This is a genomic window from Paenibacillus sp. JQZ6Y-1 (assembly GCF_040719145.1).
Classification (GTDB): Bacteria; Bacillota; Bacilli; order Paenibacillales; family Paenibacillaceae; genus Saccharibacillus; species Saccharibacillus kandeliae.
Map to the genome: position 1 here is coordinate 33,455 of NZ_JBFDUZ010000007.1, position 22,419 is coordinate 55,873.

Consider the following 22,419-nt stretch of genomic DNA (forward strand, 5'->3'; position numbering starts at 1 on the left):
AGGTAGGAATAAGTGCAAACCAACGATATTGGGACTCTAATCGACGAGGACAAGGAGGCAACAGAAAAGATGGCGACAACACTAGAACAGATTGAACAGTATGGAAGGCAGCAGGGCTGGTGGTATGATGATGCGCATCAGCCATACAGTGACGCGCTACGTGAACTGGGACTGGCAGAAAAGGATGAAGCGTTTATCTTTTTCTCTCATGCTGAAGATGGACCTACATTTTATGGCGGTCGCGGGGAAATGTATCATTGGGGCTGGTTTATGCTGTATTCGAGTGACTTAAAGCTAGGCATGATGCGGGTACGAGAGATGGGTATACCTGAAGAGTATATTCCGCTGGATGGCTTTGTCGGAGATGGCGGATGTCTATACAATCGCCGTACGGGTCAGGTGCTGTATATAGAAGCAGGAGAAACGTTGCAGCAGTATCTAGCAGGACAATTGCAGCCTCAATGGGATACCTTTGCCGATTATCTTGGCTGGTATTTTCAATTGGATTGATTACCAGTTCAAGTATCAAAGCATACAAAAAAAGCTGACTGCATAGGAAATATTCCTGTAGCTAGTCAGCTTTTTTATGTTACTCCTGTACGCATGCTATTGCATTCATGTCAGTAAGCGGTATGCAAGGCGATCTTTTGTCAGAAGTTCAAACACGCTGACAGTTCTCGCTTATTTCGCTGTCCAATTAAACGATGATAGCACCTTCGCTACTTCTGCCTGATGGGTAGCCGTATTGTTGGCATCATTCACTTCACTAGACAAAATAAATGTACGTTTGCCCTTGGTGAAGATGGTATAGGTGCCAGTATACGGCGCGTCATCACTGTTGAAGGTAGCAGTAAACGTATATGCTGGAACACCTGCAAAAGTAGTTGGCTGTCCTTCGGATACTGTTGCTGTCGACGATGAACCAGTTCCACCGGAAGTCAGCGTGCTTTTCCAGTCCTGAACAGCTTGTTCCAACGAGCTGGAATTTTTGATTGTTACGTAGAAGCTACCACCCGTGTAGTAGTACGACACGCCAGTCGCATTATAATCGTTCCCTGCATCGCTCCAATAACGCGGAACTTGCAGACTGTATCCGTACGTCGTCGATGTACGAGTAATGGTCTTGGTACGGTCTTCGGAATAGTAATCAAGCGGCAGATGACCGAAGTTACTTTCCAATGTCTCAAAGTCTACTTTCATCGAACCGACCATTTGTTCAAATTCAGAAGCGGTTTGTGGGTTCTCGGTAAGACCGCTGTATTCAAAGTAGTACCGATAATCGCCCTGCTGAATCAGCACTTCGTACTCGGTATACCATTCATCGTTGCCATACATGTATTGCATTTCGTTAATAACAGCATCGTGACCGTCGATCTGACGCTCCGTTGTTCCGATATAGCGATAATGATCAGTAGTGAAATTCTGGTCAAACCAGCTACGAATATCCTGTGACCAGTTTTGCACCGTTGATCCCGCCGGAACGCTGTATACGCCGAATTTGGCATACGATTCATCTTTATTGGTTGCTTCGTCGGAATCATCGCTGACCGACCAATTGCTCGGCAGATTAACAGAAATGCCGTACTCCTCATTCGAGAAGACTTCTCCCGATTCCTCGGAATCGCTATCTTCGGCGATATCTTCGGCTTTGTCGTCTGCACTGTTGAAGGACAATTGGAACGAATTGAGCAACGCTTGATTCTCGTTAAAATCTTTGTACGAGTATGCCTGTGAATCGGCGTACATCACAAAGTACAGGTAGCCATTGCCTGCATACAGTCTTGTTTCCGACAAATAGCCGTCTGTCGTTTTGCTGATTACGCGTGCATACGTGCCATTGGAGCCGTTGACGATCTGCTGATCAAGGATTGTCTCATCCAGAGACTTCGTATAGCTCACCAATTCGTCCAGCAGATCATCCGAGTCTGCCTGTGTATAGACAGAACCAGTAACGGTATCCGGCTCGACCGCGACTTGCAGCAGATAGGTGCCTTCCGTATTCATAAAGTTGGCAACGGTCGCATTGGAACCACCGAGATAGGTTAAATCTTCGGGGTAATTGATGGACCATTGGTACTTGCTGTCACCAACACGCGTTTTATCCGCATGCTGTGTAGCGCTATCGCCGCTGCCAGACTGTGCTTCTGATGCAGGCAATGTCACTACGATCTGACCGGAGATGACTTTCATTTTACCGCCGATACCTTCGGTCAGCGGACGCAAGGGAACCATTAAGGTGCCGAGTCGCATAACTGGTGCCGCAGGCAATGTCACTTTTTTTCCGTTAACAGTAGCGACCTTACTGCCGATCTTCATGGAAATAACGTGCTTGCCAGAGGTCAGTTGAATGACATTTTCATCGTGCAATTCAACTTTGGCACCGAATGCGCGTGAGAACAGACCCAATTGAACCATCATCGTACCGTCTGCTTCATATGGCTTGATGATCGTCTGCTTATCGCCGTTAATAGTTGCAGATGTACTGCCTTTTTTTAATTTTAATTCCAGTAGTTCGGCTGCCGAAGCAGTGCCGACTCCGGCGTAGGAAGTTGCCACAGTAATCCCGGCTGCCAATAAGCCAGTTGTGGTCATACGCATCCATTTATTCATTCTATATCCTCATTTCTATAATCAAAGTGGAGGGTGAAGCATAAAAGGAAGCCGTATTATTCGCCAGAATCCGAATCGGAAGAAGTTGCTGTAGTCGCCACTGCATCCGTTAGCTGCGATTGCGTCAATTTCACGCTACGTGTAACGATATCGCCGTTAGACTGCATCGTCAGCTTGATCATATCGCCCGGTTTGTAAGAGCGGAATAGTTCGTTCAGATCGACCACAGTATGCACCCGCTTGCCATTCACGCTGTACAGAATATCGCCTTCTTTGATGCCTGCTTTTTTGGCATTGGCGGAATGAACAGAAACGACTGTTAGTGCATCATTGGTTGGCATACCGATCAATGCGTCATCGCTCTCTTTCAATTCCAGACCGATGGAAGCTCGTTTGACAGTTCCATATTTGCTCAATTGATTGATAATATATTGCACCGTGTCTGCTGGAATCGTAAATCCAAGATTATCAACGCCCAGTGCTTCATATTTCATCGTATTGATACCGATCACTTTGCCGTCCATATTGATCAATGGACCACCGCTGTTACCGGGGTTGATCGCTGCATCGGTTTGCAGCAAATAGTAGGACGCATCTACCGCACGGTTTACACCACTAATAATGCCGGATGTCGCTGTATTGCGAAGCGATAAGGACAACGGTGTACCGATGGCGATGACTTGCTCGCCCACTTGTGGCTTTTCACTGCTGGACACAAATGAGGCTTTTTTCAGCCCAGTGGCGTTAATTTTGACCAATGCTAGATCGCTGACTGTATCGCTATAAAATTCTTTAACAATATAAGTTTTGCTTTGTCCGTTCGCTTCGGAGGTGATCACTTTTGCTCCCGGCTCCATGCTGTCGATAACGTGCGCATTGGTAACAATCCAGCCGTCAGAAGAAATGATCACGCCGGAACCAAAAGCGATACCCGGATCGCTAGGTTCGGAACCACTGCCATCGTCTTCACTAGAACCGGAGCCACTTTCCGCTTGAATCGCAGCGGCTGTAGGCACACCAACAATCCCGACAACGGATGGTGAGATACGGGAAATAATCTTGGTATATCCGGCACCTGCGGATGCACCATATTGCGGTGCAGTGTATGTATAGCCGGAAACGGATGCTGCTGCCGAAGACACGGTAGCAAAAGGCACAGAACCAATCAGGGTAGTACCGGCGAGCACAAATGCGGATAATGGGATATGGAGTTTTTTCAAATTCATCCAGCCTTTCTGTAGTTGCGTGCATATATATTCATATAACCCTGAAACAAAGGTTCAGTAAACGAAGCAAGTTACCATGTCATGATTTTTTCTGTAAAAAACTTGTATTCTCAATGTAACATATTACACAGAGTTGTAACAATTACCGAGCCACGTTATTTGCTGAAATGTTGAGTAAAGAATCTCTATCGTAGTAAGCAAGCCTAGTATGGACAACTATCATACGTTCATTATGTAAATCGCAAAGGGATGGACGTTCGCTCTGGAAATCCATCCTTCTGCGCAAGACAGATTGTTTCACTGCCATATGTCATACTTCGTACTTTCTACTTCTACACAAACTTCCGAACGATCCTACAACAGCTTCTATTCTACTGTTAGAACCCTATACAGTACAACCTCAGACTTGGCTGCTTTCCAGTTCGCGGCTACGCACGGTATCGCGCTCTAGAATAGGTTTCAGATAGTGCCCAGTGTAAGAACCGTTTACTTTGGCAATGTCTTCCGGCGTACCAGAAGCAAGAATGGTACCACCGCCGCTGCCGCCTTCTGGACCAAGGTCGATCAAGTAATCCGCCGTTTTGATCACATCCAAGTTATGCTCGATGACCAGTACTGTTTCGCCGGAATCGACCAGACGTTGCAGTACTTGCAGCAGGCGGTCAATATCGTCGACATGCAGACCGGTTGTCGGCTCATCAAGGATATAGATCGTTTTACCAGTGCTGCGACGATGCAATTCCGAAGCCAGCTTCACGCGCTGGGCTTCACCACCGGACAACGTCGTTGCCGGTTGACCAAGCTTCACATAACCGAGACCTACATCCAGCAGCGTTTGCAGCTTGCGGTGGATACGCGGCAGGTTCTGGAAGAACTCGACGCCATCTTCGATAGTCATTTCCAGTACATCGGCGATATTGCGATTTTTGTACTTCACTTCCAGCGTTTCGCGGTTGTAGCGTTGACCTTTACATACCTCACAAGGCACATAGACGTCTGGCAGGAAGTGCATCTCGATTTTGATAATACCGTCGCCACGGCAAGCTTCGCAGCGTCCGCCTTTGATGTTGAAGCTGAATCGACCTTTTTTGTAGCCGCGCACTTTGGCTTCATTGGTCTGAGCAAACAGATCGCGAATATCATCAAATACACCGGTATACGTTGCTGGGTTAGAACGCGGAGTACGTCCGATTGGCGACTGGTCAATATCAATGACTTTGTCGACATGCTCTAGACCACGAATTTCACGGTACTGACCCGGAATCACGCGTGCTTTGTTCAGATCGCGTGCCAGCGTTTTGTACAAAATCTCATTAACGAGTGTGGATTTACCGGAACCGGATACACCAGTCACAGCAGTAAATACGCCGATAGGAATTTTTACGTTGACGTTTTTCAAGTTATTTTCCTTGGCGCCACGAACTTCCAACCAGCGATCGCCCGGCTTACGGCGTTGTAGTGGCACTGGAATGAACTTGCGTCCGCTTAAATATTGACCGGTCAGTGATTCGGGGTGCTCCATAATCTCGGTCGGTGTACCTTCAGCAATGACCTGTCCACCATGAATCCCCGCGCCCGGACCAATATCAATAATATGATCGGCTGCCATCATGGTATCTTCGTCATGTTCCACCACGATCAGCGTATTGCCAAGATCGCGCATATGCTCCAATGTCTTGATCAGACGATCATTATCGCGCTGATGTAGACCGATACTCGGCTCATCCAAAATATACAGTACGCCAGTCAGACTCGAACCGATCTGGGTAGCGAGACGAATCCGCTGTGCTTCACCACCGGATAATGTTCCGGCTGCACGTGCCATCGTCAAATAATCCAGACCAACGTTCACAAGGAAGCCGAGACGGCTAACGATCTCTTTGAGGATCAGGCGCGCAATGCTTCGTTCTTTTTCACTCAATTCGATCTCTTGGAAGAAACGAAGCGAATCGTGAATCGGCAGATCCGTCACATCGGAGATGTTTTTGCTATCTACTGTAACTGCCAGCACATCGCGCTTCAGACGCTTGCCTTTACATACCGGACAAGGCTTGGCACTCATATACCCTTCGATATATTCACGCATGCTGTCGGACGACGTATCTTTGTAACGACGCTCCAGATTGGGAATAATACCTTCAAATACAACCTGAGCTTCCTTCGTACGACCAAAATCGCTCTCATAGCGGAAACGGATCTTTTGCCCATCCGAGCCATTCAGAATCAGATTATGCTGTTCTGCGGTCAATTCCGATACAGGTACATCGGTTGGGATGTTGTAATGCTGGCAGACAGATTTTAGGAATTGCGGATAGTAGTTGGACAAGCCACCGCTCCACGCTTGATACGCACCGTCTTCAATCGTTTTGCTGCGATCCGGTACAAGTAGATCAGGATCGACCACCATACGGATACCAAGACCATCACACTCTGGGCATGCACCGAACGGGCTGTTGAATGAGAACATACGCGGAGACAGCTCTTCCATACTGAATCCACAGATTGGGCAGGCAAAGTTAGAACTGAAACGCAGCTCTTCCTGACCAATAATGTCGACCAGCAGCTGACCGCCGGACATTTTCAATGCCATTTCGATAGAGTCAGCGAGACGAACAGCTACGTCTTCTTTGATGACGATACGGTCAACGACCACTTCAATCGTATGTTTTTTGTTCTTTTCCAATTGAATATCTTCGGACAAATCGCGCAGTTCACCATCGACTCGTACACGGACAAAGCCCTGTTTGGAAATCTCGGTAAAGACGCTTTTATGCTCGCCTTTACGTCCAGAAATGATCGGTGCCAGAATCTGCAAACGAGTCTTTTCTGGGTATTCCATAATCCGATCTACCATTTGCTCAACGGTCTGCGATGTAATCTCTACGCCGTGATCGGGGCAATGCGGATGACCGACCCGAGCATATAACAAACGCAAATAGTCATAAATCTCTGTTACCGTTCCGACAGTGGAACGTGGGTTACGACTGGTCGTCTTCTGGTCAATCGAGATTGCTGGGGACAGACCATCGATAGAATCGACATCCGGCTTGTCCATTTGACCGAGGAATTGACGAGCGTATGCGGACAATGATTCCACATAACGACGCTGCCCCTCCGCATAGATTGTGTCAAACGCCAGTGACGATTTGCCCGATCCGCTCAGACCGGTTAGCACGACAAAGCTGTCGCGCGGAATGCTAATATCGATATTTTTCAAGTTATGCGCGCGTGCGCCTTTAATATCAATGAATTTATTCGACAAGGAATCCAACCTCCATATCCGGTGCTTCCGGAGTAATCAAAACCTGTTCCGGTATTCACCGGTATTATCAGGGTCGCTGTCAACACGCAGCGCATAAAGCATTCATCTATGATAAAGGTTGCCGGACATGCCGCCCTGACGGAAAGCATATCCAACAACCTCTGAAAGTAAAACTTGTTATACGTTAACTCATCTCCGCTTTCAATTCCAATACAGCATCGCGCAATTCAGCAGCACGTTCAAACTGCAATTCTTTGGCTGCCGTCTTCATCTCGCCTTCCAAACGTTCGATCAGAGCGATCCGATCGCGCTTGGACATCTTCGCCTTGGACGCTTCCGCCATATAGTTCGCTTTGCCCTCGGCGACTTTGGTCGCTTCGATGACATCGCGGACTTTTTTGCGAATCGTTTGCGGGGTAATGCCATGTTCTTCGTTATACGCAATTTGGATACTGCGGCGACGCTCTGTCTCGCGAATCGCATTCGCCATGGAATCGGTCACTTTATCACCGTACATAATGACTCGACCTTCCGAGTTACGCGCAGCCCGTCCAATCGTCTGAATCAAGGAGCGTTCGGAACGTAAGAAGCCTTCTTTGTCGGCATCCAGAATCGTAACGAGCGATACTTCTGGTAAATCCAAACCTTCCCGCAGCAAGTTGATCCCGACCAATACATGGAATGTACCAAGACGCAGATCACGCAAAATCGACATCCGTTCTAGCGTTTTGATGTCGGAGTGCATATAGCGAACTTTGATGCCAACTTCCTTGAGATAATCGGTCAGATCTTCCGACATCTTCTTGGTTAGTGTGGTCACCAACACACGCTCGTCTTTTTCAATGCGTATCCGAATCTCACTGATCAGATCATCAATCTGTCCTTTGGTTGGACGGACTTCAATAATCGGATCAAGCAGACCAGTTGGGCGAATAATCTGCTGGGTCATTGTCTCGCAATGTTCCAGCTCATACGGTCCCGGTGTCGCCGAAACGAACACCACTTGACCTACCTTTTCCTCAAATTCTTCGAACTTGAGCGGACGATTATCCAGCGCCGATGGTAAACGGAAGCCATGATCGACCAGTACATTTTTACGCGCTTGGTCACCGTTGTACATCGCCCGAATCTGCGGCAATGTCACATGCGACTCGTCGATGACAACGAGCATGTCATCTGGGAAATAATCCAGCAGCGTGTACGGGGTATCGCCACGTTCCCGGAATGTCAGCGGACCAGAATAGTTCTCAATCCCTGAGCAGAATCCGATTTCCTTCATCATCTCAATATCGTAACGCGTACGTTGTTCCAGCCGCTGCGCTTCCAGCAGTTTGCCTTCTTCGCGGAATTTCTCCAACTGCTGTTCCAGTTCACGCTCGATATTCTTAATCGCTACCCGCATCGTTTCTTCTTTGGTTACAAAGTGAGATGCTGGGAAAATAGCGATATGATCGCGCTCGCCAACCAGCTCGCCGGTTAACACATCAATCTCCGTAATGCGTTCAATCTCATCGCCGAACAATTCGATCCGAACTGCCTGCTCGCCGCGCGATGCTGGGAAAATCTCAATCACATCACCGCGCACGCGGAATGTACCACGGACAAAGTTAATATCATTGCGCTGATACTGAATATCGACCAGACGCGCCAATATCTCATTCCGAGACTTCTCCATACCGACACGTAAAGACAGCAACATGCCTCCGTAATCCTGTGGAGAACCGAGACCATAGATGCACGACACACTGGCAACAATGATCACGTCACGACGTTCAAACAGCGAACTGGTTGCGGAGTGACGCAGCTTGTCGATCTCTTCATTGATGCTGGAGTCTTTTTCGATATACGTATCGGAGGAAGGAATATACGCCTCCGGCTGATAATAATCATAATAACTAACAAAATAATCAACGGAGTTGTTTGGGAAAAACTCCTTGAACTCACTGGCAAGCTGAGCAGCCAGCGTCTTATTATGTGCAATAACCAAAGTAGGTCGTTGCAGCTTAGCAATCGTCTGGGCAATCGTAAACGTCTTACCCGTACCGGTGGCACCAAGCAGCGTCTGATACTTCTCACCATTGTGAATCCCATCGACCAATTCTACAATCGCATTAGGCTGATCGCCCTGCGGGGAAAATTCCGACTCTATCTCGAATTTCTTGGAGCTGACAACAATATCGTTCATTGCCCTGCATCACCCTATCGTCTAAAATATATAGTACGTTTGCCCGATAATAACAAAAGAGACCGTTCTTGCGAATGTCCGGCATCTATACTTTACCCAGCCTTGGCTGTGCTGGCACATCCACAATGAATCAATCTCTATCATACCCATCGGAGTTACGCACCAAAGACCGCTTCTACGCCCAACAACACGATTTTCAGTACATAGATATCGCGTGTTGACGGTCACGGCAAAAAACCAATTTTATTTTCCTTCGTCTTCCTATTGTTGGACGCTATAATTGGTTAAATAGATATAAATTATAATTCCCGCCATCGCGTCTTCAACAAGCAAAGATAGCAATGCGGGATAACGTAAAAAACGATCACGACAGCAGCATAATATGTTGCGTTTCACCCTGATCTGGAGGTGTGGAAAAACCACAGGATGTAACCATTTATATAGTCAAATAAGAATGTTTGTTCCCTTCTATTATACTCGTACCATACCATTTATGCAATTGAAACAAGGTCTGTAAACGACATTTTTTTCAATTTTTTTCATACAAGCAGTTGCGCAATGTGGCTGGCTGGAACGGGAGCATTTCCACATTCTCCCTGCCTCCAGCGCCGATCAGCTTCCCGTACGCAGAACAGGAGATGGATACATGGATTTGACGACAATTATCGGAATTATAGCAGGGGTTGCTGCATTGATTGGGGGGTTTTTATGGGAAGGTGGCGACGCCGGGGGCTTACTCCAAGGCGCTGCCGCATTAATCGTGTTTGGCGGAACAGCGGCGGCGGTCGTAATCAGTTTTCCGGCATCTCGTTTGAAAAAATTGCCGCAAGCGATTGCCACGGTACTCGTACCGGCACGTTCGGATAATGAACAATTGATTGAAGATATTGTAAATATGTCGATGCACGCACGCCGCGCTGGTGTACTCGCGCTAGAACCGCAGGCAGTATCACATGAGAACGCATTTTTGCGTGAAGGATTGCAGCAGGTGGTCGATGGAACCGACCGCGATGTGATCCGCCAGATTCTGGAACTGGAAATGGGCAAGACGGAACAGGAATATGAGCAATATGCCAAAATCTTCGATGCCGCTGGCGGTTATGCGCCAACGATGGGGATTATCGGTACGGTAATGGGTTTGATTCAAGTGTTGAGCAGCTTGAGCGAACCGACAGGTCTCGGTGCGTCGATCGCGGTTGCTTTTACCGCTACGTTATATGGTGTAGCCAGCGCCAACCTGATCTTCCTGCCCATCGCTTCCAAAATCCGGTCGCGCAGTGAATTAGAGATTCAAACGATGGAAATGCTGCTTGAAGGCGTATTGTCAATTCAAAATGGCGAAAACCCGCAGCTCGTACGTCGTAAGCTGGAAACGTTCCTCGTCGACAGCGAAGGCAGTTATGATGATAGCAGACCCGCATCCGCAAGGGAGGAATAACGATGGGACGTTATTCTCGCCGCAAGAACAACCACAACAGTCATGATCATAAGGATCGTTGGCTGATTACGTATGCCGATCTGATCACGTTGCTGCTTATCTTCTTCATCGTGATGTATTCGGTAAGTCAGATCGATTCCGGCAAATATAAAGTATTAACTGAATCGCTGCAATTGACGTTTCAGAGCGCTAATTCAGTCTTAGACGGCGGTAAAGGTGTTACCGGTACAGCCGGCGAGAGCGTCGACAATGGCGGTCAATCGCCGGAGCAGAATCAGAACGGTGAACAAGGTGGGCAAAGTCAAACCGACGGGCAAGAGGCGCTGACTAGCCGTGAGCAGGCATTTCGTGAACAGGAGCGCGAGCTGGGCAATCTGATGCAGGTGATTCAGAACTATGTACAGACGAACAATCTGCAAAATCAGGTATCCGTCGTCGACAAGCCGCAGGGCATCTCGATTACCCTCAGCGATCAGTTCCTATTTGACGAAGGAAAAGCAGAGCTAAAAGATCGTTCACTTGGTACCTTATCCCGACTCGCCAGTCTATTCCAGTCGATCAATACGACGATCAGCATTGAAGGGCATACGGATAATCTGCCGATTGTATATGCTTCTCGGTATAAGGATAACTGGGAGCTATCCGGTGCTCGTGCACTGTCTGTACTGCGTTATTTTATTGATAATAAAAAGCTGGATCAGTCCAAGTTCCAATATGCTGGTTATGGAGCTACCCGCCCAGCGGCAGATAACTCTACCGAAGCGGGTAGACAGAAAAACCGCCGCGTGGAAATTATCGTGCTGCGGCAGTTGCAGGAGTAGATTGCAGGTTTTATCCCGCTATGATGTAAGCAGATTGATTATGCTAGAGAGCTAGAAACCAATCGGTCGCGTCGTAATGTTACGTTGCGGTACTAATGAATTACTGGCACGACCATTGCTGTAGTATAGAATGGTCATCCCGTTATCGGATGATTCTCGTATAGTTAGACAAAAAGCCCGTGTTCTGCTGCATTGCAGGGAACACGGGCTTTTGTATTATTTACGTCGACCAGAACGGCGCTGGCTGCGTTTTGGCAATCCGTCTGCCGATAACGCTGAGGTGAGTGGAGCGTAGTCGACTGGCTGCACACGCGCTGAGTTCGGACTGTTCGTTTCCTGATCCTGCTGCGTTGAATCTAGCTCATTATCATCCGCGACTACGACAGCATCCACCTCGCCACTATCGTTCGTCTCGTTCGTCTCGTTCGTCTCGTTCGTCTCGTTCGTCTCGTTCGTCTCGTTCGTCTCAGTATATTCTACCGAAGCTATAGGTTCGGCAATATCTGAAATTTCGGAGGGAGATTCTGTTTCTGTACGATATACCGATGCTGTAGAATGAATCGGTTCTGTGGCAAGCGTTTCTTCTTCCCTACGATCAGATCCTGTGTCTTTAGAAGAATATTCATCGTCAAAATCCACTTCCAAGCTAGAAAGAACCGCCGCACTGGACGACTCGGGAGAAGATGCTCCTATACAGGAGGACGGTTCTACCGAAGATGATTCTACAGAACCAAAAGAGTCTACAGATGAAGGCGATTCGGTTGTATCTGTAATCTCCACCCTATCCACCATATGGTTCGGTTCTGTAACATTGATCGGCTCTGTAATATCGTGCGATTCTACATCCGTTTGTATAGGGGCATGTACCGATTGCGACGATGGATTCACCGATTCAAATTCGAGCTCGGGCGAAGCCGGAACTACCGTCTCATCAGGCTGCTGCTCCGACTCGGTAAGAGAAGAAGGCGATTCCTTGATCAAGGACGTTGTCATGACGGAAGCATGCGTATTGGCATCCTCAGTTTCTTCCACCTGCTTATTGTCCGATTGTGCAGTCGTATCGCGTTCGTCGACCACACTGGATGTGTCCACCTTTGTCCGATCATAGCTTGGCAAAGAAATACTTGAAAATGCCTCAATTTCGCCAAATGATCCTCGATTTGAGCGCTCACCATCGCTGCGCTGTCGAATCACTTTAGGCTGCATCAATAGCTGCACAGCGCTTAATCGCTCCACATCCGGCGAAATGAGCGACTGATCATCCGGTGCAAAGATCATGCCCAGCTGATGATGATCCCCGGCATAGATCGCCCGCTGCAAAAATTTGCTTTCCCCGCTAATATTCAATATTTCCAATTTGCAAAATGCCGGATTCATTCGCAGCGCCTTATGCAGCTGCTCAGTGCTATTCACTTCTACTCCATTCACCTTGTACGCGGTCTCACCAGCCATAATACCCAACTCGCTCGCTGGGCTACCCGGAATCACATCCATAATCCGTAAGCCACGCAAACTTTGCGTATACAACAGCACTTGCCCCGCTTCTTCACGACGAGCAGCGTACATCATATATTCACGCCAGATGACACCGATCCAGATGCCGAACAGCGCTAGTGGATGCCAGAAAAAAGACCCTACAGTCATCATCAGCAATACGGCATTGCTTTGCCATAGACGACGCGTCACTAGCTGTGCCTTATGCATAGGTAGCATCGTGCGGGTCAATATACTGCTGCCGATCATCATCGGCAACATCGTTAGCGCCACACCTGTTCCCCAATCTGCACCGCTATGTAGCGGGTTCCACGGCAGCAGCAACCCACCAGTCATCGGGACAAACAACCATATCGGAACTGGCCAGAACGCATCCAGCGTGTAAGCACCAACTGGCTTGCCACGTTTTCCCTCTACATTGACCGGAGAAGCCAATTTGGGCGCTTGTGAGCGATACAAGATCGCCTCTGCCATTTGCAGCAGTACAGCAACCGCCAACAACCCCGTCCAATCTGCGGTCCGCACGCCTGTTACAAGCTCACCAAACCAACCGGACGGCTGCCAATTTGGCATAAACCATAGCACCAGAGAGACTAACGTAGCTACTGCTAACGCATCCAGCACATGGGCAAAGCGCAACCGAATGAGCGACAGCACAACGATCAATCCACTCAGCACCCAGCCTATTCCGGTTGTCATATGTATACCAATACCAGTCATCAGTACCGACACGATCAGCCCGATCACCAGACCTGTGATTACCGTACGTAATACTCTGCCTGCATACACATGCACTCGTATGTTAAACAAACGTCGTTCCAGCAGTCCCTGCCGCCGGTAATGGAGCAGTACGGCAAGCAAAAATATATAGTAAAACGGCTGCGTCAGCAGCTGCCACAACACATCAGCAGTTATTCGGAGTGTCTCATTCAACACTGCCACCATTGCCCACTCTCCTTTGTTGCCTACCTCATTTTGCGCAGTATTTCTTCCTAGTTGTTTGCGTATTCATTACTCCCTATTGTACCGAAAAAAAGAAGGCTGCAACAGCCTTCTTTTTACATTCTTATGCACCCTTTCGTTCCCGCCAGTGATAGCGCGGGTTCGGTCAGCAAATGCACATCATTTTTATTTTTTAGCGGCTACCTGTTGTTCCACACCGGCAATCGCTTTGTTCAGTTGTACATCATATTGCGGGTCTTGAATATGCTTCACCAATGCCGCTTCCAATGCAGTTGCGGTTTTGGCATCGATCTGCCCGTTCACAGTCAGCTTTTCCGCCGTTTGGAACGCTTTGACCTGTTCTTCGGTGTTGCGGTCGAAGTAGCCGTCTTTGCGATCTACATCGTAGCCAAGACCGTCGAGCATGATCTGTGCATTTTTGACGTTATCGTTATTCATATCGTATTTCAGCGTGGTATCTGTATTGATCGGCGTCACGGTATAGTAATCCGGCGGTGATACTTTTACATCGGGCTTGATGCCTTTTTTGTGAATCCAGTCGCCGTTTGGCGTCAGCCATTTGGCAATCGTGATCTTGATTAGACTGCCGTCATTGAACAGATTGTCCATGCTTGTCTGCACAGTACCTTTACCGTACGTTGTTTCGCCGTACAGCGTTGCGCCTGCGGATTGTTTGAGCGCACCGGCAAGAATCTCGGACGCGCTGGCGCTACCGCCGTTGGTCACGACTGCAATTGGATAATCCACACTTTGACCCGTGGAATTTGCAACCTGACGTTGACCTGCTTTATCTTCGATCTGTACGATCGCTTTGCCTTTGGTAATAAACTGGGATGCCATATCTTCAACCACGGACAGCACGCCACCTGGATTGTTGCGGACGTCGATTACGAGTCCCTTCATCCCTTGATCTTGCAGCTTTTTCAATTCTTCTTTGAAACGATCAGCGGTATTCAGTGAGAACTGTGTGATCTCGATAACACCGATTTTATCGTTCGTCATACGTGCATAGACCGTTTCCATCGCGATGTCGTCACGTACGATTTTGAAGGTCATGGTGTCCTTGCTGCCTGCACGCTGAATCTCCAGCTCAGCAGTAGAGCCTTTTTTACCACGAATTTTGGCAACGGCGGCATTCAGATCGTCACCGGACAGCTTCTCGCCGTTCACCGAAACGATGATGTCCTTCGCACGCAGACCTGCTTTTTCCGCTGGTGAGCCTTTGATGGGAGAGACGATCACGACATTGCCGTTATCCTGCGACACTTCCGCGCCAATTCCAGTAAACGAACCAGCGATGGATTCGGTAAATTGCCCCGCAGTATCCGCATCCATGTAACTGGAATATGGATCGCCTAGCGCTTCTACCATACCATTAATAGCACCATCGACCAGCTTGCTTTCGTCCACATTTTGATAATAATTGCCTTCGATCAGGCTAGCGACCGTACTGAGTTTGGATTTCTCTTCATCAGTCAATCCGCTGTTGCTAAGCGCGCCCAGCACACCCTGACCCATTGAAGCTCTTTGCACAAATGATGGCAGATTCACTACAGCCAGCGTCAGTACGCTGCTGAGTACCATCATGGCAACAACAAGTAGAGCTACCGTGCGTTTTTTCATTCCACCTAACCGCCTTTCTACGTTAAAACCGGTTCACCCGCGATCTGCATATGACAATCATGCAGACCGCAGGCAACCGGTTTTACAAATATCCCATCGGATCGACTGGCGTACCATTGACCCGTACTTCAAAGTGGCAGTGCGGTCCGGTCGAATTGCCCGTAGAACCGACTTCTGCGATTTTCTCGCCTTTGCTTACGCTTTGACCTACTTGTACCATCACACCGCCATTACGAATATGACCGTACAGTGTTCGAATGCCGTTCCCATGGTCAATAATTACGGCATTCCCATAGCCGCTCACCGCACCAGCAACGACGACAGTACCGCCATCAGCAGCCATAATCGTTGTTCCTTGTGGTGCAGCAAAGTCTACACCTGCATGCAGTTTGTAGATTCCCGTTACCGGGTTCGTACGATAGCCGAATGGAGAAGACAAGCGTGCGCCGTTAACCGGCACCATCAGGATACCGTTGCCGCTACCCTGATAACCGCCACCGCCTCCACCGCCGCTGGATGATCCACCGCCACCGGAGCCTTGCGAAGCGGCTGCTTCCGCAGCTGCACGAGCCGCTGCTGCTGCACGCTCTTGGGCTTCCACAGCTGTTTTCTCACTATACAGCGATGCGCGTTTGTCTGCCAAATCCCACAATGCCTGCTCCTGAGCAGCAGTTGCTTCTTCTGCGTTCTGGATTTGCAGGTCATACTTCGCGATCAGGCGTTGCTTTTCGTTCTCTTTGGAATCCAACTCGCCTTTGCGCTTTGCCTTTTCGGAGTATAGGCTTTTTGCTTTGGCGTAGTCAGCTTTCAATTTATTTTGCGTCACAATGACGAATTGTTTGTCTTTTTCATGTTGTGCCAAAATGTCCTGATCCTGATCAACGATCATTTTCAAGGAATCTGCACGCTCTACAAAATCGGAAAAGCTGGTTGCAGACATCAGTACATCCAGATACGATACCATTCCGTCGGTGTACATCATACGTACACGCGTATCAATCATGCCTTCTCTGGCTTTGATCCGTTCCTGTGCTTCGGCCAGGTCTTTCTTTGCCTGCCGGAGACCGGTTTCCGTTTTGGTAATATCGTTGGATACACGCGAAATCTGGCTATTTACTTCGTTGATTGCCTGCAATACATTACTCAAATCCCGCTGCGCTGCTTTTTTCAGTGTAGACGATTGTGCACGGCGGGCTTCAGCCGCTTTTTGCTGCTGCTTCGCTTCCTTCGCCTGCTGCTCCACTGCATTCAGTTCTTTTTGAATATCGCTCGAAGATTTGGCTGCAGATGCCTGTCCTGGTTGTATCAATGCAGCGGCCAATAAAACGGTGGCCATAATTGATGCGGCTTTTTTCAACTTTTTTACCATCCTTTTATTGTAGTAGGTTATTTAAAGAGTCGTTTCCGGCGCTCAGCAATTACGTCATGTTTATTATCGGCAACCACGGTAAAGCCTTTATAGGACTTAAGCACTTTCCGGTAAAATTTGGAACTATTTTTACCGTTATACTTTAAGAAAACGACGAATCGATACGGTACTGCCCCAGATTCCGATCAGTACGCCCAAAATGAGCAAAATCGCGCCCAATAAGAGCCATATCTGTTGAAGCGGCACCAGTGTAATCAAGGAGCCAAGACTGAGTGAAGATAGAGATGCGATAACCAATTGGTGATACCCCACAAACAGAATAATGATCGTGACTAGGGCGCCGATTCCGCCCAGCAGCGCTCCTTCAATAAAGAACGGCCAGCGGATAAACTGATTGGTCGCTCCGACCAACTTCATAATACCAATCTCACGGCGGCGTGCCAGAATGGTTACACGAATCGTATTGGCAATCAGGAACATCGCCATCAATGCCAGTGCAGCCACCAGAATCAGACCAATGTTGCGGATCAGATCGGTCACTTTGAACAGCGTCTCGATCGTTTCACCGCCGTAGCGGACTTTGAGGATCGGTTTCTCTGCATGTTCATTGTTCAGCGCTTCGATCTTCTGTGCGACAAATGGAACCGTGCTCGCCTCAATCACATTGACGCGCAGCGCATCAGGCAGCGGATTGTTATCCTCGGCATACCCTTCCAAGAAGCTCTCTCCGCCTTCACCCAGATTCTGACGCAATTCCTTCAAACCTTCGTTCTTCGGAATATACTGGATGTTGCTGACTTCCGGCATTTCGCTGATCTCCTGCTGCAATTGCTCACGCAGCGACTGGCTCACATTCAGCTCCAAAAAGACGTTAATCTCTACTTGATTATCCGCCTTATCTGCAAGCTGATTGACGTTATATACAAGCAAAATGAAGACACCCAAAATAAATAAAGACACAATAATCGAGGTGATGGACGCGACTGACATCCATCCGTTGCGGAACACGCTTCGAAAACCTTCCCGCAGGTGTCGCAAGAAGGTACTAAAATTCATAACCGTACTCCCCTCTGATCTGGTCTCTCACAATCTGACCATTCTCAATCGCCAGCACGCGCCGACGCATTGAGTTAACAATATCCTTGTTGTGCGTTGCCATGATGATCGTCGTACCACGGAAATTAATCTCGTCCAGCAATTGCATAATACCAAATGATGTTTCTGGGTCCAAGTTTCCTGTCGGCTCATCGGCAATAATTACTGCCGGATTGTTAACAATTGCGCGCGCAATCGCAATCCGCTGCTGCTCCCCGCCGGACAGATGATCTGGATAACGGTTCGCCTTGCTCTGCAAACCGACAAGCTCTAGCACTTCCATGACTCTCTTCTTGATTTGACGGCGCGGCGATTCGATGACTTCCATCGCAAATGCCACATTTTCAAAAGCGGTCAGCTTGGGCAACAAGCGAAAATCCTGAAACACAACGCCGATGTTACGGCGCAGCAATGGAATTTTGCGTTGTTGCAGCTTGCCTAGATTGAAGCCGTTTACCGAAATCTGCCCCTTCGTCGGCTTCTCTTCGCGGTACATTAATTTCATAAATGTCGATTTCCCCGCTCCAGAAGGACCGACTACATATACAAATTCATTACGGTCAATTTTAACGGAAACGCCCTGTAGTGCATGCGCACCATTGGGGTATGTTTTCCATACGTCCTGCATCTCGATCAATTTATCACTTCCTATTACAGGGTTCAATGTAACCACAGCCGACTAGCGATGCCTCGCCATAGTCTGGATTCTGTCGGTTACGACAGGTCTGACATAATTCCACAATCTCTATTGTAACAAATTCGTTACCTGTTGAGTACTATAATAACCTGAAAAGATCGACGGAATCAAAAAACGACCGGTTTCATTTGTATCCTGAAATCGGTCGTTCCTTATATGGCGCGGGATGCCCGCCCCTTGTTTAATAATTACGAAATGTCAGAAGATGGAGCAGGCTTGTCTGCTGCTCGTGATGATGTGACCGCTCGCGCACTGCCCATCAGCGCAACTGCGACCAATGCACATACCGCTGGTACAATCGCCCAGCCAAACGTACCAGCTACGGATTGAGTCAACACCTGACGAATGATGTCCAGCACCTCCGCCGGAATCTGCAATTGCATCTGCTCCGACAGCAGCGCACGCGGATCAACCGTCGACAGATCCATGCCTGCCGGCAGTGAACCACCTGCCTGCTGCTGAAGATGAACACTGAACAACTGATGCTGCACTAGCCCGAAGATCGTTACCCCAACTGACATCCCCAGTGAGCGGACAAACGATAACGTCGAATTGGCAGCCCCGCGCTGACGTACATCAAACTCCTGAATACCGCTAATCCCAAGCACGGAAAAGGAGAACCCGATCCCAAAGCCGGTAATGATCAGATCCAGCACCAACAGCCAGTGCGGCGTATCGGCGCGCAATTGACTAAGCAGAATCATCCCAATCGTGAATACAATTGCTGAAAAGACCATAATGCGGCGGAAGGTCATTTTGTTCACTAGAATCCCGCCGACCATTGCTGCCAGCACCGAGCCTACCGTCATCGGCAACAGCGTCAGCCCAGAATTAACGGCGCTACCACCGGTCACCCCCTGCACATAGATCGGAATATAGAGCGTGACTGTAATAAACGCTGCCCCATAAAAGAATCCCGCTGCTACACTGCCTGCAAAGAGCCGCTGACGAAACATCGGAAATGAAACAATCGGTTCTTGCGCTCGCCGCTCCACCCATACAAATGCAATCGACATGACTACAAACCCAATCAACAGCAGCAGAATCGGTAGCGATGTCCAAGCATACGTACCGCCGCCCAATTCCAGCGCGAACATCAACGATACAACAGCACCGACCAGCAAGCCTGCCCCCGCCCAGTCAATCTGCTGACGCGCCCGTTGCAGTGATTCACGGTAAAAGATCATAATCAACAGCAATGATACAATGCCAAGCGGCACATTGATATAGAACACCCAGCGCCAGCTAAAATACTGCGTAATATACGCACCAAGCAAAGGACCAAACAGACTAGACATGCCAAACACCGCTCCCAGCAGCCCCGTCATTTTCCCCCGCTTCTCTGGCGGAAATGTATCAAATACGATCGTAAATGCAATCGGCACTAGCGCACCACCGCCAATCCCTTGAATCGCACGATATAGACTCAGTTGCACAATCGACTGCGCGGTTCCGCATAAAATCGAACCGAGCATAAACATGATTAAGCCGAATACGAAGAAGCGCTTGCGCCCATACATATCCGACAATTTACCAAAAATCGGCGTTCCCGCCAGCGAAGCGACCAAATACGCCGATGTCACCCAGACAAACTGATCAAACCCACCCAGATCGCCTACAATCGTCGCAATAGAAGTCGCTACAATCGTATTATCAATGGAAGCGATGAATATCCCTAGTAACAACCCAGCTACAATCCAGCCTGTTTTGATCGTACCATTAGGCGTCTGCCTCGGTACCGCTCCTACTCCTTGCGCCATTTCCTTTCACTCCTGTTCCTGGTATGCTCCACTTTCTACTGTAAACGATGCAATACGTTATTATTAACACATTCACAGCAAAATGACCCACTGGTCAGTAAAAAAAGTATAGCATACCTTTTCCCTATTTCCATCCTTCTTCACCATTCAATTTATAGAGAAAATCTACCTGTATCTTCTTTTGCGCTCACTTCGTTTTGTGTTTGCTTATGAGCTACCACAATCATCGCTCAATGTTACGATTCTATATATTTCTTGATATGTATTTCTTATAAATTACTTTTATATGTATTCCTTCTGCACGTATTGCGTTACCATACAAAAAGTCTGGCATGTTCAATAGAGATGAACGTGCCAGACTTTTGTTAGAAATGCATTACAGCGTCACCCCATGCTTGAAAATAGCCAGCTCACGGAAATTGTTCTTTTCATTATTCACCCAACGTCCACTGGCGACTTCAATAATATAGTCTACAAAGTCCACCAGACAATCCTGCATACTGGTCTCTTCCACTAACACTCCCGCATTATAGTCAATCCAGTGCGGCTTGTTCTCAAACAACGGCGAATTGGTCGATACCTTCATCGTTGGCACAAAGGAGCCAAACGGCGTTCCTCGTCCTGTCGTGAAAATAACCAACTGACACCCTGCTGCTCCTAGCGCGGACGATGCAACCAAATCATTCCCCGGCGCGCTAAGCAGATTCAATCCGCGTGTATGCAGTCGTTCCCCGTATTGCAGTACATCCTGTACAGCGCTAGTGCCTGCTTTTTGTGTACAGCCGAGCGACTTATCTTCCAGCGTCGTAATCCCGCCCGCTTTGTTGCCGGGGGACGGATTCTCATACACCGGCTGATCGTAATTCATAAAATACTGCTTAAAATCGTTGATCAAATCCACAATTTTGCCGAAAACTTGTTCATTCTTCGCACGCTCCATCAGAATCTGCTCGGCACCGAACATTTCGGGTACTTCGGTCAATACAGTCGTTCCACCCTGAGCCGCCATATAATCAGACAATTGACCAAGTAGTGGATTGGCGGTAATACCAGATAGCCCATCCGAACCGCCACATTTGAGTCCGATTTTCAATTCGGACAGCGCAATCGGTTCGCGGCGGTCATCACGTACCGCCGTATGAATCTGATGCAGCAGTTCTACGCCTGCCTGCACCTCGTCGGATACACGTTGGGAGACAAGGAATTTTACTCGTGAGTCGTCGTACGATCCGATGACTTGTTTAAAATCCTCCATTATATTGTTCTCGCAGCCTAAGCCCAGCACCAGTATACCTGCTGCATTCGGATGACGCACCGCATCTGCTAGAATGGTCTGCGTATGCAGATGATCATCCCCCAGTTGTGAGCAGCCATAGCCGTGCTTCAAGACGAGCATATTGTCAAACGGAGCCATATCGTCTATATCCGCGCGGAACTGCTTGAGGATCATCTCCGCAATGCCGTTCACACAACCGACCGTTGGCACAATCCACAACTCGTTACGAATACCGACCTCACCATTGGCACGACGATAGCCCATAAAGGTACGCTGCTCTGGCATATACGGATTAGGAAAGCTACGTGGTGCATACTGATATTGTTCCACACCACTCAGACCAGTGCGTGTATTGTGTACATGGATATGACTGCCTGCACGAACCGACTCGGTTACATGACCGATCGGATATCCATACTTGATAACCGATTGCCCAGCTTCCAAAGACTGCAATGCGATTTTATGCCCTCTGGCGATATCCTGCTGCACTTGCACGATCTTCCCATCATGATCTAGCACTTCCCCTTGCTGATAATCGCGCAGCGCTACGGCTACATTGTCCTGCCTGTTCATTTGAATCCATTCCAGCATGGCGGCTCC

Annotated in this window: 14 protein-coding genes; 3 read left to right on the plus strand and 11 right to left on the minus strand. The window is 48.5% G+C overall.

Going from position 1 to position 22,419, the window contains the following annotated elements; genetic code table 11:
- Positions 1-69 precede the first annotated feature (69 nt).
- Positions 70-510 (plus strand): hypothetical protein, encoded by a 441-nt coding sequence (locus tag ABXR35_RS22500; protein WP_367064308.1) that lies wholly within the window; start codon positions 70-72, stop codon positions 508-510.
- A 171-nt stretch (positions 511-681) separates the two neighbouring features.
- Here ABXR35_RS22500 and ABXR35_RS22505 read toward each other — a convergent pair whose 3' ends face one another.
- The 4 genes from ABXR35_RS22505 to uvrB all read right to left on the minus strand — a co-directional run bounded on the left by ABXR35_RS22505 (position 682) and on the right by uvrB (position 9,283).
- Positions 682-2,610 (minus strand): stalk domain-containing protein, encoded by a 1,929-nt coding sequence (locus tag ABXR35_RS22505; protein ID WP_367064309.1) that lies wholly within the window; start codon positions 2,608-2,610, stop codon positions 682-684.
- A gap of 56 nt (positions 2,611-2,666) precedes the next feature.
- A complete protein-coding gene (locus ABXR35_RS22510; protein WP_367064310.1) occupies positions 2,667-3,830 on the minus strand; it encodes a S1C family serine protease in 1,164 nt (387 codons plus the stop codon).
- A gap of 406 nt (positions 3,831-4,236) precedes the next feature.
- Positions 4,237-7,098: an excinuclease ABC subunit UvrA gene (gene uvrA / locus ABXR35_RS22515; protein ID WP_367064311.1), complete on the minus strand. Its 2,862-nt coding sequence runs from the start codon at positions 7,096-7,098 to the stop codon at positions 4,237-4,239.
- Positions 7,099-7,282: 184 nt separating this feature from the next.
- Positions 7,283-9,283, minus strand: a complete 2,001-nt coding sequence (gene uvrB, locus ABXR35_RS22520) for an excinuclease ABC subunit UvrB (RefSeq protein ID WP_367064312.1) — start codon at positions 9,281-9,283, stop codon at positions 7,283-7,285.
- Between the two features lie 646 nt (positions 9,284-9,929).
- Between uvrB and ABXR35_RS22525 the strand changes: the two genes are divergently transcribed.
- Complete coding sequence (locus ABXR35_RS22525; RefSeq protein ID WP_367064313.1) at positions 9,930-10,721, plus strand: flagellar motor protein; 792 nt, start codon at positions 9,930-9,932, stop codon at positions 10,719-10,721.
- A gap of 2 nt (positions 10,722-10,723) precedes the next feature.
- A complete protein-coding gene (locus ABXR35_RS22530) occupies positions 10,724-11,542 on the plus strand; it encodes a flagellar motor protein MotB (RefSeq protein ID WP_367064314.1) in 819 nt (272 codons plus the stop codon).
- Positions 11,543-11,758: 216 nt separating this feature from the next.
- Here ABXR35_RS22530 and ABXR35_RS22535 read toward each other — a convergent pair whose 3' ends face one another.
- The 7 genes from ABXR35_RS22535 to ABXR35_RS22565 all read right to left on the minus strand — a co-directional run bounded on the left by ABXR35_RS22535 (position 11,759) and on the right by ABXR35_RS22565 (position 22,410).
- Positions 11,759-13,981 carry a hypothetical protein gene (locus ABXR35_RS22535; RefSeq protein ID WP_367064315.1) on the minus strand — a complete coding sequence of 741 codons (2,223 nt, stop codon included), beginning with the start codon at positions 13,979-13,981 and terminating at the stop codon, positions 11,759-11,761.
- Between the two features lie 183 nt (positions 13,982-14,164).
- A complete protein-coding gene (locus ABXR35_RS22540) occupies positions 14,165-15,622 on the minus strand; it encodes a S41 family peptidase (protein ID WP_367064316.1) in 1,458 nt (485 codons plus the stop codon).
- Between the two features lie 82 nt (positions 15,623-15,704).
- On the minus strand, positions 15,705-16,979 hold the full coding sequence (locus ABXR35_RS22545) for a murein hydrolase activator EnvC family protein (protein WP_367064317.1): 1,275 nt from the start codon (positions 16,977-16,979) through the stop codon (positions 15,705-15,707).
- 147 nt (positions 16,980-17,126) lie between these two features.
- Positions 17,127-18,047 carry a permease-like cell division protein FtsX gene (ftsX, locus tag ABXR35_RS22550; RefSeq protein ID WP_367064318.1) on the minus strand — a complete coding sequence of 307 codons (921 nt, stop codon included), beginning with the start codon at positions 18,045-18,047 and terminating at the stop codon, positions 17,127-17,129.
- A complete protein-coding gene (gene ftsE / locus ABXR35_RS22555; protein WP_367064319.1) occupies positions 18,037-18,723 on the minus strand; it encodes a cell division ATP-binding protein FtsE in 687 nt (228 codons plus the stop codon). Before ftsE ends, ftsX begins: the two co-directional genes overlap by 11 nt.
- A gap of 248 nt (positions 18,724-18,971) precedes the next feature.
- Positions 18,972-20,543, minus strand: a complete 1,572-nt coding sequence (locus ABXR35_RS22560; protein WP_367064320.1) for an MDR family MFS transporter — start codon at positions 20,541-20,543, stop codon at positions 18,972-18,974.
- A gap of 376 nt (positions 20,544-20,919) precedes the next feature.
- Positions 20,920-22,410, minus strand: coding sequence for a UxaA family hydrolase (locus ABXR35_RS22565; RefSeq protein WP_367064321.1), 1,491 nt, complete (start codon positions 22,408-22,410; stop codon positions 20,920-20,922).
- Between the last annotated feature and the right edge of the window lie 9 nt (positions 22,411-22,419).